This window comes from Streptomyces sp. SID5464, from assembly GCF_009862985.1.
Classification (GTDB): Bacteria; Actinomycetota; Actinomycetes; order Streptomycetales; family Streptomycetaceae; genus Streptomyces; species Streptomyces chartreusis_D.
Window position 1 is genome coordinate 167,778 of record NZ_WWIQ01000008.1, and the last position, 13,483, is coordinate 181,260.

A 13,483-nucleotide genomic window follows, 5' to 3' on the forward strand; every position below is an offset into this window, starting at 1 on the left:
CGGGTGGGCGCGGCGGCACCCCGCAGCGCCGGGTTGCGCAGTCGCCCCGCCCCCAGCCCCCACGCCGGGCACCTCACACCCGGACGTCCAGCCCGGCTACCGTAAACCCCCGTGAGCACCCTCCAGCGGGCGAAATGCCAGGCCAAGGCACACCCACTGGCCATGGACGCGGTCCTGGCCGCAGCCGTCCTGGCCTGCATGGTCGCCGGCTCGTTCGTGGAGCCCCGCCACCGTGACAGCGTCAGCTGGGCCCTGCGCACCCCCGACACCCTCAGCCTCCTCCTCATCACCCTCGGCGCCGCCGCCCTGGTCTTCCGCCGTCGCGCCCCGATGACGGTCCTGGCCCTCACCGGCACCGTCTCCGTCGTCGAGTCCGTCACCGGCGACCCCCGCGCCCCCGTCGCCATGTCCGCGGTCATCGCCCTGTACACCGTCGCCTCCACCACCGACCGCCCCACCACCTGGCGGGTCGGCCTGCTCACCATGACCGTGCTGACCGGCTCCGCCATGGCCGCCGGCGGCCTGCCCTGGTACGCCCAGGAGAACCTCGCGATCTTCGCCTGGACGGGCATCGGCGCCACCGCCGGCGACGCCGTCCGCAGCCGCCGCGCCTTCGTCCAGGCCATCCGCGAACGCGCCGAACGCGCCGAACGCACCCGCGAGGAGGAGGCCCGCCGCCGGGTCGCCGAGGAGCGCCTGCGCATCGCCCGGGACCTGCACGACGTCGTCGCCCACCACATCGCCCTGGTCAACGTCCAGGCCGGCGTCGCCGCGCACGTCATGGACAAGCGGCCCGACCAGGCCAAGGAGGCCCTCGCCCACGTCCGGGAGGCCAGCCGTTCCGCACTCAACGAACTCCGCGCCACCGTCGGACTGCTGAGACAGTCCGGCGACCCGGAGGCCCCCACCGAACCCGCCCCCGGCCTGGACCGCCTCGACGAACTCACCGGCACCTTCCGCAACGCCGGCCTGCACATCGAGGTCGCCCGCGCCGACCAGGGCACCGCCCTCCCCGCGGCCGTCGACCTGGCCGCCTACCGGATCATCCAGGAGGCCCTCACCAACGTGCAGAAGCACGCCGGGCCCCAGGCCAAGGCAGAGGTCAGTGTCGTACGGGTCGGGCCGAACATCGAGATCACCGTCCTGGACGACGGCAGCGGCGAGGACGAGGACCCGGGCAGCGGCGGCGGGCACGGGCTGCTCGGCATGCGGGAACGCGTCACCGCCCTGCGCGGCACCCTCACCACCGGTCCCCGCTACGGCGGCGGCTTCCGTGTCCATGCGATCCTGCCGGTCAAGAACCGCACCCCCGGGGAGGACCCCGCATGACGATCCGTGTCCTGCTCGCCGACGACCAGGCGCTGCTCCGCAGCGCCTTTCGTGTGCTCGTCGACTCCGAGCCCGACATGGAGGTGGTGGGCGAGGCCTCCGACGGAGCGGAGGCGGTACGGCTGACGAAGGAGCAGCGCGCCGACGTCGTCCTCATGGACATCCGGATGCCCGGCACCGACGGTCTCGCGGCGACCCGCATGATCAGCGCCGACCCGGACCTCGCCGACGTCCGCGTGGTCATCCTGACGACGTTCGAGGTCGACGACTACGTCGTGCGGTCGCTGCGCGCGGGCGCCTCCGGCTTCCTCGGCAAGGGCGCAGAGCCCGAGGAACTGCTGAACGCCATCCGCATCGCGGCCGGCGGCCAGGCCCTGCTGTCCCCGGCGGCCACCACGGGTCTGATCTCCCGCTTCCTCGCCCAGGAGGACCCGGCCGACGACGACCGCGACCCGGCCCGCGGCGAGCGGCTCGACTCACTCACCGTCCGGGAGCGCGAGGTGCTGGTCCAGGTCGCCGGCGGTCACTCCAACGACGAGATCGCCGAGCGGCTGGAGGTCAGCCCGCTGACGGTGAAGACGCACGTCAACCGGGCCATGGCCAAGCTGGGCGCCCGGGACCGGGCCCAGCTCGTGGTCATCGCGTACGAATCCGGCCTGGTCCGTCCAAGGGTGGAGTGAGTTCCAGCCGGGCGTACTGCGGCGGGAGTATGCGCCGGATAAGGAAATGGACCTGGGGCCTACGAATCGGCCCTCCCGCATGGCCCAGGGTGTAAGGGCGGGCGCTCATCTGTGCGCCCACTGCCGCTTCTGCCGTTAAACAGAAGAGAGACCCTGACCCATGTCCTGGCTGTCGAGATTCAGCCTCGCGCAACGGGCCCTGATCGGGCTGATGTCGATCATCGCGCTCGTCTTCGGGGCGATCGCGATCCCCCAGCTCAAGCAGCAGCTGCTGCCCACCATCGAACTGCCCATGGTGTCCGTGCTGGCGCCGTACCAGGGCGCGTCCCCGGACGTGGTCGAGAAGCAGGTCGTCGAGCCCATCGAGGACAGCCTCGAAGCCGTCGACGGCATCAGCGGCGTGACCTCCACCGCCACCGAGGGCAACGCCGTGATCATGGCGTCCTTCGACTACGGCAACGGCACCGAACAGCTCGTCGCCGACGTGCAGCAGGCGGTCAACCGGGCCCGCGTCCAGCTCCCGGACGATGTGGACCCGCAGGTCGTCGCCGGTTCCACGGACGACATCCCGACCGTCGTCCTCGCCGTCACCTCCGACCGGGACCAGCAGGCCCTGGCCGACCAGCTCGACAAGACCGTCGTGCCGGACCTGAAGAGCATCGACGGCGTCGGCCAGGTCACCGTCGACGGTGTGCGGGACCTCCAGGTCGCCGTCACGCCCGACGACGCGAAGCTGGCGAAGGCCGGCCTCACCTCGCAGTCCCTCGTCCAGGCGCTCCAGGCGGGCGGCGCGACCGTCCCGGCCGGCTCCTTCGACGAGGACGGCGCCAACCGCACGGTCCAGGTCGGCGGCGGCTTCACCTCGTTGAAGCAGATCCAGGACCTGATGGTCACGGGCGAGCCCGGCAAGGGCAAGCCGGTGCGCCTGGCCGACGTCGCCACGGTGAAGCAGCAGGAGGCCCCGGCCGACTCCATCACCCGCACCGACGGCAAGCCCAGCCTCGCCGTCGCCGTCACCATGGACCGCGACGGCAGCGCGGTCGCGATCTCCGACGCCGTCCAGGACAAGCTCCCGGACCTGCGCAAGGACCTCGGCTCCGGCGCGAGCCTCACGGTCGTCAGCGACCAGGGCCCGGCCGTGTCGAAGTCCATCAAGGGCCTCACCACCGAGGGCGCGCTCGGTCTGCTCTTCGCGGTCCTGGTGATCCTCGTCTTCCTGGCCTCGATCCGCTCCACCCTCGTGACCGCGGTGTCCATCCCGCTGTCCGTGGTCCTCGCCCTGATCGTGCTGTGGACCCGCGACCTGTCGCTGAACGTCCTCACGCTGGGCGCGCTGACCATCGCCATCGGCCGGGTCGTCGACGACTCGATCGTGGTCCTGGAGAACATCAAGCGCCACCTCGGCTACGGCGAGGAGCGCCACTCGGCCATCCTCAACGCGGTCCGCGAGGTCGCGGGCGCGGTGACGTCCTCGACGCTCACCACGGTCGCGGTGTTCCTGCCGATCGGCCTCGTCGGCGGCATGGTGGGCGAGCTGTTCGGCTCGTTCAGCCTCACGGTGACGGCCGCGCTGCTGGCGTCCCTTCTCGTCTCCCTGACGGTCGTGCCGGTGCTGTCGTACTGGTTCCTGCGGCCCCCGAAGGGCACCCCGGAGGACGCGGACGAGGCCCGCCGGCTCGCCGAGGAGAAGGAGGCCAAGAGCCGTCTCCAGCGCATCTACGTCCCGGTCCTGCGCTTCGCGACCCGCCGCCGGCTCACCAGCGTGGCCCTCGCGATCGTCGTCCTGGTCGGCACGTTCGGCATGGCGCCGCTGCTGAAGACGAACTTCTTCGACCAGGGGGAGGTCGAGGTCCTCACCGTCAAGCAGGAGCTGAAGCCCGGCACCAGCCTGGAGGCGACGAACGACCGGGCCAAGAAGGTCGAGCAGCTCCTCGCCGGCACCAAGGGCGTGAAGGACTACCAGGTCACGGTCGGCTCGTCCGGCTTCATGGCGGCCTTCGGCGGCGGTACGGACACCAACCAGGCCTCGTACCAGGTGATGCTGGACGACTCGGCGTCGTACGAGGACGTCCAGGACGACATCGAGAAGGGTCTGGCCGGGCTGAAGGGCATCGGCACGACCACCATCTCCGCCGGTGACGGCTTCGGCGCCCAGGACCTCAGCGTGGTCGTGAAGGCCGCCGACGCCGACGTGCTGCGCACGGCGTCCGAGGAGGTCCGCAAGACGGTCGCCTCGCTCGACGACGTCACGGACGTCACCAGCGACCTGGCGACCAGCGTGCCCCGGATCTCCGTGAAGGCCAACGACAAGGCGGCCGCGGCCGGCTTCAACGACCAGACCCTGGGTGCCGCCGTCGCCCAGGCCGTCCGCGGCACCACGGCCGCCAAGGCGGTCCTGGACGACACCGAGCGCGACGTCGTCATCCGCTCGGAGAAGCCCGCGACGACGCTGAAGCAGCTTCGGGACCTGCGCCTGGGCGCGGTCAAGCTCGGCGACATCGCGACGGTGAGGCTGGTCGACGGCCCGGTGTCGATGACCCGTATCGACGGCCAGCGCGCGGCCACCATCACCGCGAAGCCGACCGGCGACAACACGGGCGCGGTGAGCACCAAGCTCCAGTCGAAGATCAACGCGCTGAAGCTGCCCGACGGCGCCACCGCGTCGATCGGCGGTGTCTCCGAGGACCAGGACGAGGCGTTCGCCAACCTGGGCCTGGCGATGCTGGCGGCCATCGCGATCGTCTTCATGCTGCTGGTGGGCACCTTCCGGTCCCTGGTCCAGCCGCTGATCCTGCTCGTCTCCATCCCGTTCGCGGCCACCGGCGCGATCGGCCTGCTGGTGGCCACCGGCACGCCGATGGGCGTCCCCGCGATGATCGGCATGCTGATGCTGATCGGCATCGTGGTGACGAACGCGATCGTGCTGATCGACCTGATCAACCAGTACCGCAAGCAGGGTTACGGCGTCGTCGAGGCCGTGGTCGAGGGCGGCCGGCACCGCCTGCGCCCGATCCTCATGACGGCCCTGGCGACGATCTTCGCCCTGCTGCCGATGGCCCTCGGCATCACCGGCGAGGGCGGCTTCATCGCCCAGCCGCTGGCCGTGGTCGTGATCGGCGGCCTGGTGACGTCGACCCTGCTGACGCTGCTGCTGGTGCCCACGCTGTACGCGATGTTCGAACTCCGCAAGGAGCGCCGGGCGAAGAAGCGGGCGGCGAAGAAGGGCCTTCCGGCCCAGCGCACGGAGGCGGCCGAGGAGCCGGCACCGGCGCAGGTCTGACCCTCGTACGACACGTGAGGCCCCACCCGGACACCGGGTGGGGCCTCACGTCACGCGGAAGGCAGCGCCAGCATCCGCTCCAGGGCGAGCTTCGCGAACGCCTCGGTCTCCTTGTCCACCTCGATGCGGTTGACCAGGTTGCCCTCGGCCAGCGACTCCAGGGCCCAGACCAGGTGGGGGAGGTCGATGCGGTTCATGGTCGAGCAGAAGCAGACCGTCTTGTCGAGGAAGACGATCTCCTTGCCCTCCGGCGCGAAACGGTTCGCCAGGCGGCGGACCAGGTTCAGCTCCGTGCCGATGGCCCACTTGGACCCGGCCGGCGCGGCCTCCAGGGCCTTGATGATGTACTCCGTCGAGCCGACGTAGTCCGCCGCGGCCACGACCTCGTGCTTGCACTCGGGGTGGACCAGGACGTTCACGCCCGGGATGCGCTCGCGCACGTCGTTCACCGAGTCCAGGCTGAAGCGGCCGTGCACCGAGCAGTGGCCGCGCCACAGGATCATCTTCGCGGCGCGCAGCTCGTCGGCCGTCAGCCCGCCGTTCGGCTTGTGCGGGTTGTAGACGACGCAGTCGTCCAGGGACATGCCCATGTCCCGCACCGCCGTGTTCCGGCCAAGGTGCTGGTCCGGCAGGAAGAGCACCTTCTCACCCTGCTCGAAGGCCCAGTCCAGGGCTCGCTTGGCGTTCGAGGAGGTGCAGATCGTGCCGCCGTGCTTGCCCGTGAACGCCTTGATGTCCGCGGACGAGTTCATGTACGAGACGGGCACGACCTGCTCGGCTATCCCGGCCTCGGTCAGCACGTCCCAGCACTCGGCGACCTGCTCGGCCGTCGCCATGTCGGCCATCGAGCAGCCGGCGGCCAGGTCGGGCAGGACGACCTTCTGGTCGTCGGACGTCAGGATGTCCGCGGACTCCGCCATGAAGTGCACACCGCAGAACACGATGTACTCGGCCTCCGGACGCGCCGCGGCGTCCCGGGCCAGCTTGAAGGAGTCCCCCGTGACGTCGGCGAACTGGATGACCTCGTCGCGCTGGTAGTGGTGGCCGAGCACGAAGACCTTGTCTCCGAGCTTCTCCTTCGCCTTGCGGGCGCGCTCCACCAGGTCCGGGTCGGACGGCGAGGGCAGGTCGCCGGGACACTCCACGCCGCGCTCGCTCTTCGGGTCGGCCTCACGGCCGAGGAGCAGCAGGGCGAGGGGCGTCGGCTGTACGTCGAGCTCCTGGGTTTGGGCGGTGGTCACGACACGCACCCTTTCTGTTCCGCGACTTTTCGTCGATTTGACGCTATCTATCATAACCGCTTCACGTCACTTTGACGATGGCCATAGCGTCGGTGTGACGTGAATCCCGGTGGGCCCGCGTTCATTCCCGGGAAGGCCCAAAAAGAGCCGTTTTCCGGTTCCCGGCGCGTGTGCGAGCATGAAGAGGAGCCGAGATCGAGCGCCCGGCCCGGAATGAATCCGAGGCCCCGCCGGTTGCAACCGTCGGCAAGCAGTCTCCGTACAACCCGGGAGAGATGTAGATGTCCGTATCGGACGAGACCAGCACCGTCACCGACGGCATCATCCTGACCGACGCCGCCGCGTCCAAGGTCAAGGCGCTGCTCGACCAGGAAGGCCGCGACGACCTCGCGCTGCGCGTCGCCGTCCAGCCCGGCGGCTGCTCCGGCCTGCGCTACCAGCTCTTCTTCGACGAGCGTTCCCTCGACGGGGACGTGGAGAAGGACTTCGGCGGTGTGAAGGTCGTCACCGACCGCATGAGCGCCCCGTACCTGGGCGGAGCCACGATCGACTTCGTGGACACGATCGAGAAGCAGGGTTTCACGATCGACAACCCCAACGCGACGGGCTCCTGCGCCTGCGGCGACTCCTTCAGCTGAGCCTGCCGAGCCGCTTCCCGCGGCCGCGGACATGACGAAGGCGGCGGTCCCCTCCGACGGGGCCGCCGCCTTCGCGCTGTGTCGTCGCCTTCGCGCTGTGTCGTCCTAACGCTCCCGCGTCGGGGGCGCCGGCAGCCGCGCGCCCTCCTTGGCCAGCGGGATCGCCTTGCCGTCCGAGCTCACGACCGCACGGGTGCCGAGCGGCTCATCCAACTGCACGGTCTGCTGGAACTGCTTGGCGATCAGGATGCAGACCTGGTCCGGCCACGGGGTCGACGTCACCGTGACCTTCACCTCGTCCCCGCTCTCGCTCGCCTTCACGTCGTAGTCGGAGCACACCCCGCCCGTGAAGGTCACGGTCAGCTCCGAGCCCTCGGCCCGGTAGCCGTCCACCTTGACGTCACGCGGCTCCGGAGCCGACGTCGGCCGGTCGCTCGGCCCGCTCGGCGTGGGGGAGGCCAGGTACTTCGGGTCGACCGCCGGGTAGGTCACCGTGAACGGGTCCTTCGCGCCCGGCGCCGTCACCTCGAACAGCCAGGACGGCACCAGCGCCTGCCGCCCGTCCACGAAGTGCGAGGCCAGCCCGAACACCGCGTTCCGCACCGTCACCGCGTCCTGCTCGGGTGCGTCGCTCGCCGACTGCCCGCAGGGCTGCTCCAGCCGGTCCTTCAGCGGCACGGGGCTCGCGCAGCCGCCGATGCCCATGCGGTGGTCGCCCGTCGGCCGCTTCTCCATCAGCTCCAGCGCCTTCGCGGCGCCGACCACGGGGTACGTGTCCCCCTTCACCGGCGTCTTCAGCTGGCCGCTGCCGCCGACGACCTCGCCGTCGGAGCCGACCGTGACCCCGGTAGTCCAGCCGTGCGTCGGCAGTCCGCCGACCTCGGGAGCGGCGTTCACCACCCGCTGGGCGCCCATGACCTGGCTCGCGTCGAGCTTCGCGTCGTCCTGACCCAACGCCTTCAGCACGGGCGCCGCGGCCTTCTCTGCCTCCGCCTCGCTCACCGGGCTGCCGCCGGGCCGCGGAGCGGTGCAGGCGTCGCTGCCCTTGCAGTCGTCGGTGCCCGGGGCGTACCGGCTGAAGGTCCAGGCTCCCGGCGCCTGCCTGTTCACCTGGAGGCTCGGCCCCGAACCGTCCTGACCGGCCCCGACCTTCCACGCCTCGCCCTGCGCCACCGGAGTCCCCTCGACCCCGAGGGCCTTCACCAGCCGGGCCACGTCCTCCTTGGCGACCTGACCCCGCGCCCGGTACACCGGCGCTTCACCGGGACCGTCCGGAAGCGGGCCGTCGACCCGGTAGGTGGCGCCGTAGGGGTTCGGCTCACCGGGCGCGATGCCGTTGCCGCCGGACGTCGGTTCCGAGTACCCGTCGAGCGCGAGCGGCGGGGGAGTGTCGTCCCCACCGGGCGCGCCGGACGTCGCACCGTCGCCGGATCCGCCGGAGGCGTTGGCCGCGAGCCAGGCCCCGCCACCGCCGATCAGCAGCACGGCGGCGGCGACGGAGGCGATGATCGCGGGCGTCCGCGACCGCCCACCGCCGGGACGGACCAGGTGCTCTTCGTCGCGGGGCAGGTCGCCGTCGGGTGCGGGGGGTGTTTCCGCCTGCGCTTCCGGCGCCGGCCCGCCCTTCTCGGCGCCGGCACCACGCGTACCGGCTTCCTCGGCGTCGGCACTACGCGTACCGGTGTCTTCGGCGTCGGCTTCCCGGGCCTCTGTCGTGCCGGTCTTCTCCACTTCGGCTTCCGATGCGCCGGGCTCTTCGGCCGTCGCGGTCGCGTCGTCCGTCGTCTCCGCCTCGGAAGCCCGCGCGTCATCACCCGACGTCTCGAAAGCCTCAGCGGCCTCGTCGGCCCCCGCGGCGCCCGCCGACGCCTCGGCCTCCGCCGGAGCCCCGGCGCCCGCCGAACCCCGCTCCTCGACCTCCGGGGTGCCGGCGGATCCGGCGCCGCCCACATCCCTGGCGTCGTCGTCGTTGTCGGGTCGCTCGGTGTTCACCGCATCGCTCCTTCGGCTGCACAGCTGTCCCATGGGACCCGGCCCGGTCCGACACGGGCCGCTGTCGGGTCGTATCCCGCCTCCCCTTTACGGGGGACAGCGATGGGACGCAGCGGGGGAGCGCACGGTTCCCGGTAGCGCGCCGCTCAGTCCCCGTAGTCCGACATCGCGTCGAGCAGCCGAGCCGACGCCGGGGGCACGGTCACACCGTGGATCAGGGCCGGGGAGACCGGGCGAGAGGCGACCCGGTCGGGAACCGCCCAGTGGGGAGCCATCCGGGCCCCGTCGCCCTGCAGCGACGCCAGGTCGCCTTCGAGATCGACCGGAACGGGCACCTGGACCTTGAGGTTCGTCATATCCGCACCGTATGCACGCCGGACCTCACGGAGAAAGATCTACTATCGGGTAGTTTCGATGCCTTCAGAGCAGCCCCGTCCACCCGATAGCGTGAAGCGTCAAGGTCCGCCTCCCTCAGGAGAGTCCACGCCGTGCGCATCGCAGTCACCGGCTCCATCGCCACCGACCACCTCATGACCTTCCCCGGCCGCTTCGCCGACCAGCTCGTAGCGGACCAGCTGCACACGGTCTCGCTGTCGTTCCTGGTCGACAAGCTCGACGTCCGCCGCGGCGGCGTCGCCGCGAACATCGCGTTCGGCATGGGACAGCTCGGCACCCGCCCGATCCTGGTCGGCGCCGCGGGCGCGGACTTCGACGAGTACCGGGCCTGGCTCGACCGGCACGGCGTCGACACCGACTCCGTCCGCATCTCCGACACGCTGCACACCGCCCGCTTCGTGTGCACCACCGACGCCGACCACAACCAGATCGGCTCCTTCTACACCGGCGCCATGAGCGAGGCCCGCCTCATCGAGCTCAAGACCGTCGCCGACCGCGTCGGCGGTCTCGACCTGGTCTCCATCGGCGCGGACGACCCGGAGGCCATGCTCCGCCACACCGAGGAGTGCCGCTCCCGGTCCATCCCGTTCGCCGCCGACTTCTCCCAGCAGATCGCCCGGATGGACGGCGAGGAGATCCGCATCCTGCTGGACGGGGCGACGTACCTCTTCTCCAACGAGTACGAGAAGGGCCTCATCGAGTCCAAGACCGGCTGGACCGACGCGGAGATCCTGTCCCGGGTGGGCCACCGGGTGACCACCCTCGGCGCGCAGGGCGTGCGCATCGAGCGGGCCGGCGACGACCCGATCGAGGTCGGCACCCCGGACGAGGAGCGCAAGGCCGACCCGACCGGCGTCGGCGACGCCTTCCGCGCGGGGTTCCTCTCGGGCCTGGCGTGGGGCGTCTCCCTGGAGCGTGCCGCGCAGGTCGGCTGCATGCTGGCGACTCTCGTCATCGAGACGGTGGGGACGCAGGAGTACCAGTTGCGCCGCGGGCACTTCATGGAGCGGTTCACCAAGGCGTACGGGGATGAGGCCGCGGCGGAGGTGCAGGCCCATCTGGCCTGAGACCGTTCTTGGCTGCGGGCGCGTGGGGGTACTTCGCGCAGTTCCCCGCGCCCCTTGAGCCTCTCAGCTCGCCCGGCGGACCAGGTACGCCGTTCCTTGGTCCGCCGGCTCCTCGCCCACGTACTCCTGGTCTCGCATCTCGCACCACGCCGGGATGTCCAGGCGGGCCGCCTCGTCATCCGACAGGACCCGGACCAGGCCCCCCACGGGGACGTCGCCGATCACCTTGGCCAGTTCGATCACCGGAATCGGGCAGCGCTTGCCGAGGGAGTCCACGACCAGGACGTCCTCCTCGCGGGCGACCTCGGAGGCAACCGGCGCGCCCAACTTCTCCCGCACCGCCGCCACGGCCCCGGGCAGCACCTCCAGGAACCGGTCGACATCGTCCTCGGCCACCCCCGCCGGCAGGGAAACCCGCACGTTCCCCTCACTCAGCACACCCATCGCCCGGAGCACATGGCTCGGCGTCAGCGTGCTGCTCGTGCAGGACGAACCGGACGAGACGGAGAAACCCTCCCGGTCCAGCTCGTGCAGCAGGGCCTCCCCGTCGACATAGAGGCAGGAGAAGGTGACGACGCCGGGCAGCCTGCGCACCGGGTCACCGACCACCTCGACGTCCGGCACCGCCTGCGGCACCCGTACCCGGATCCGGTCCGTCAGCGCCCGCAGCCGCAGGGCCTCCTCGGCCGCCTCGGCCCGTACGGCCCGCAGCGACGCGGCCGCCGCCACGATCGCCGGGATGTTCTCGAAGCCGGCCGCCCGCCCCGACTCCCGCTCGTCCACCGGCCCTTGCGGCGCGAACCGAACGCCCTTGCGGACGACGAGCAGGCCGACCCCCGCCGGTCCGCCCCACTTGTGTGCGCTGGCCGCGAGCAGTGACCAGTCACCCTGCACCGGCCCCCACGCCAGCGACTGCGCCGCGTCCACCAGCAACGGCACGCCCGCCGCCCGGCACACCTCGGCCACGGCCGCGACGGGCTGCTCCGTCCCCACCTCGTGGTTCGCGGACTGGAGGCAGGCCAGCGCCGTGTCCGCACGCAGGGCTGCGCCGTACGCCGCCGGATCCACCCGTCCCGTGCGGTCCACCGGGACCTGTGTGACGGTCCCTCCGGCGGCATCGAGGAGCTCCGCCGAATGCAGTACAGACGAGTGTTCGACCGCTGACACGATCAGGTGGCGCCCGACCCGCCTCCGCCCGGCCAGCGCCCCGGCAATCCCCGTATGGACGGCACGCGTTCCGGACGACGTGAAGATCAGTTCGTCCGGCCGGCAGTCCACCGCCTCGGCAGCGGCCTCCCGCGCCGCGTCCAGCAGCACCCGGGCACGCCGTCCCTCCCTGTACAGGCGCGCGGGATCCGCCCACCCCTCGTCGAGCGAGGCCAGCAGGGCCTGCCGTGCAATCGGATGAAGCGGAGCAGCGGAAGCGGCATCGAAGTAACCCACACAGCAACGCTAGAACGCCCAGCGCGCAGACGTCCCCAAAGGGGCGCGGGGAACTGCGCGAACCGCCACGAACAACCCGCAGCCGCCAAACCAGCGAACCACCCACCCCACAAGGCACCCCTCCCCGAGAACCCCCGGAGGGCGTCGGCTAGGGTTTGGTCCGCATAAACATCCAAACCCCTGCCCGACGCAGGGCGGCGACCGACCAGCGAGAAGGCCAGGCCGCAGCCGATCCGCGCGGGCGAGACTCTCGGGAAGGCGCTACGTGAGTCCCAACGGCTCCGACCGCTCGCCGCGGCGCCCGATGCGGCGGAAGCTGCTGCAGGCACTGACCGCGGGCCTGGTCTTGGCGACAGCCACCGGTTGCTCGTACAACTGGGAAGACTTCCCCCGCCTTGGTATGCCCACCCCGACCACGGAAGAGGCTCCGCGGATCCTCTCCCTGTGGCAGGGGTCCTGGGCGGCTGCGCTCGCCGTTGGCGTGCTGGTGTGGGGTCTGATCCTGTGGAGTGCTTTCTTCCACCGGCGCAGCCGCACCAAGGTCGAGGTTCCTCCGCAGACCCGGTACAACATGCCCATCGAGGCGCTGTACACCGTGGTCCCGCTCATCATCGTCTCGGTGCTGTTCTACTTCACCGCCCGCGACGAGTCCGAGCTGCTCAGCCTCAAGAAGAAGCCCGACGTCACGGTCAACGTGGTCGGCTTCCAGTGGAGCTGGTGCTTCAACTACATCGAGCCGGTCGCCGGTTCCACCGGTGACGCCAAGAAGTCCCCCGAGCTGGACGCGATCCCGGACCGGTTCAAGAAGGACTTCCCGGCCAACGCCGGCGGCGTCTACGACTGCGGCACCCCGGGCACCCGGAACCCGCAGAACGGCAACCCCGGCCCGACCCTGTGGCTGCCGAAGGGCAAGACGGTCCGCTTCGTCCTCACCTCGCGTGACGTCATCCACTCCTTCTGGGTGGTGCCGTTCCTGATGAAGCAGGACGTCATCCCGGGCCACACCAACGCCTTCGAGGTGACCCCCAACAAGGAGGGCACCTTCATGGGCAAGTGCGCCGAGCTCTGCGGCGTCGACCACTCTCGGATGCTGTTCAACGTGAAGGTCGTCTCCCCCGAGCGCTACGAGCAGCACCTCAAGGACCTCGTGGACAAGCAGCAGAACGGTTACGTTCCTGCCGGCATCGCGCAGACGAGCCACGAGAAGAACCGGGAGACGAACAACCTGTGAGCATCCTCAACGAACCCCAGGGTGCCGCGGCAGCAGGGTCCCACTACCAGGACGAGCTGCCGGTCAGGCGCCAGAACCGCGGCAGCGTCGTGGTCAAGTGGCTGACGACGACGGACCACAAGACGATCGGCACGCTCTACCTGGCGACGTCGTTCGCGTTCTTCGTCATCGGCGGCGTGATGGCGC

Annotated in this window: 10 protein-coding genes and 1 pseudogene; 7 read left to right on the forward strand and 4 right to left on the reverse strand. The window is 70.8% G+C overall.

Features of this window, described 5'->3' with window-relative positions:
* Positions 1-111 precede the first annotated feature (111 nt).
* From GTY47_RS08355 to GTY47_RS08365, 3 genes are all read left to right on the forward strand, one after another.
* Positions 112-1,329 (forward strand): histidine kinase, encoded by a 1,218-nt coding sequence (locus tag GTY47_RS08355; RefSeq protein ID WP_029180979.1) that lies wholly within the window; start codon positions 112-114, stop codon positions 1,327-1,329.
* Positions 1,326-2,009: a response regulator transcription factor gene (locus GTY47_RS08360; RefSeq protein WP_010037212.1), complete on the forward strand. Its 684-nt coding sequence runs from the start codon at positions 1,326-1,328 to the stop codon at positions 2,007-2,009. The genes GTY47_RS08355 and GTY47_RS08360 overlap by 4 nt, the downstream gene beginning before the upstream one ends.
* A 160-nt stretch (positions 2,010-2,169) precedes the next feature.
* A complete protein-coding gene (locus GTY47_RS08365) occupies positions 2,170-5,289 on the forward strand; it encodes an efflux RND transporter permease subunit (protein WP_010037215.1) in 3,120 nt (1,039 codons plus the stop codon).
* 50 nt (positions 5,290-5,339) lie between these two features.
* Here GTY47_RS08365 and nadA read toward each other — a convergent pair whose 3' ends face one another.
* Positions 5,340-6,530, reverse strand: coding sequence for a quinolinate synthase NadA (nadA, locus tag GTY47_RS08370; protein WP_010037216.1), 1,191 nt, complete (start codon positions 6,528-6,530; stop codon positions 5,340-5,342).
* Positions 6,531-6,811: 281 nt separating this feature from the next.
* Between nadA and GTY47_RS08375 the strand changes: the two genes are divergently transcribed.
* Positions 6,812-7,168: an iron-sulfur cluster assembly accessory protein gene (locus GTY47_RS08375; protein WP_010037217.1), complete on the forward strand. Its 357-nt coding sequence runs from the start codon at positions 6,812-6,814 to the stop codon at positions 7,166-7,168.
* A gap of 105 nt (positions 7,169-7,273) precedes the next feature.
* Here the strand turns inward: GTY47_RS08375 and GTY47_RS08380 are convergent, their stop codons facing one another.
* Together GTY47_RS08380 and GTY47_RS08385 are read right to left on the reverse strand one after the other, a co-directional pair.
* Complete coding sequence (locus GTY47_RS08380) at positions 7,274-9,160, reverse strand: hypothetical protein (protein WP_010037218.1); 1,887 nt, start codon at positions 9,158-9,160, stop codon at positions 7,274-7,276.
* 146 nt (positions 9,161-9,306) lie between these two features.
* Entirely contained in the window at positions 9,307-9,516 is a 210-nt protein-coding gene (locus GTY47_RS08385; RefSeq protein ID WP_010037219.1) for a hypothetical protein, read from the reverse strand.
* A gap of 132 nt (positions 9,517-9,648) precedes the next feature.
* On the opposite strand from GTY47_RS08385, the gene GTY47_RS08390 reads away from it, so the two are divergent.
* The gene (locus GTY47_RS08390; RefSeq protein ID WP_010037221.1) at positions 9,649-10,623 is read left to right on the forward strand and encodes a carbohydrate kinase family protein; all 975 of its coding nucleotides are present in this window, start codon (positions 9,649-9,651) and stop codon (positions 10,621-10,623) included.
* A gap of 63 nt (positions 10,624-10,686) precedes the next feature.
* Here the strand turns inward: GTY47_RS08390 and GTY47_RS08395 are convergent, their stop codons facing one another.
* Complete coding sequence (locus GTY47_RS08395) at positions 10,687-12,066, reverse strand: cysteine desulfurase/sulfurtransferase TusA family protein (RefSeq protein ID WP_010037223.1); 1,380 nt, start codon at positions 12,064-12,066, stop codon at positions 10,687-10,689.
* A gap of 265 nt (positions 12,067-12,331) precedes the next feature.
* Between GTY47_RS08395 and coxB the strand changes: the two genes are divergently transcribed.
* Both coxB and GTY47_RS08405 read left to right on the forward strand, forming a co-directional pair.
* The gene (gene coxB / locus GTY47_RS08400) at positions 12,332-13,297 is read left to right on the forward strand and encodes a cytochrome c oxidase subunit II (protein ID WP_010037224.1); all 966 of its coding nucleotides are present in this window, start codon (positions 12,332-12,334) and stop codon (positions 13,295-13,297) included.
* Positions 13,294-13,483 (forward strand): annotated as a pseudogene (locus GTY47_RS08405) (cytochrome ubiquinol oxidase subunit I); the annotation flags it as partial. The gene coxB and the pseudogene GTY47_RS08405, both read left to right, overlap by 4 nt.

Coding starts and splice junctions, on each gene's coding strand:
- GTY47_RS08360 (WP_010037212.1), top strand. CDS start 1,326: ATGACGATCCGTGTCCTGCTCGCCGACGACCAGGCGCTGCTCCGCAGC.
- GTY47_RS08365 (WP_010037215.1), top strand. CDS start 2,170: ATGTCCTGGCTGTCGAGATTCAGCCTCGCGCAACGGGCCCTGATCGGG.
- GTY47_RS08375 (WP_010037217.1), top strand. CDS start 6,812: ATGTCCGTATCGGACGAGACCAGCACCGTCACCGACGGCATCATCCTG.
- GTY47_RS08385 (WP_010037219.1), bottom strand. CDS start 9,516: ATGACGAACCTCAAGGTCCAGGTGCCCGTTCCGGTCGATCTCGAAGGC.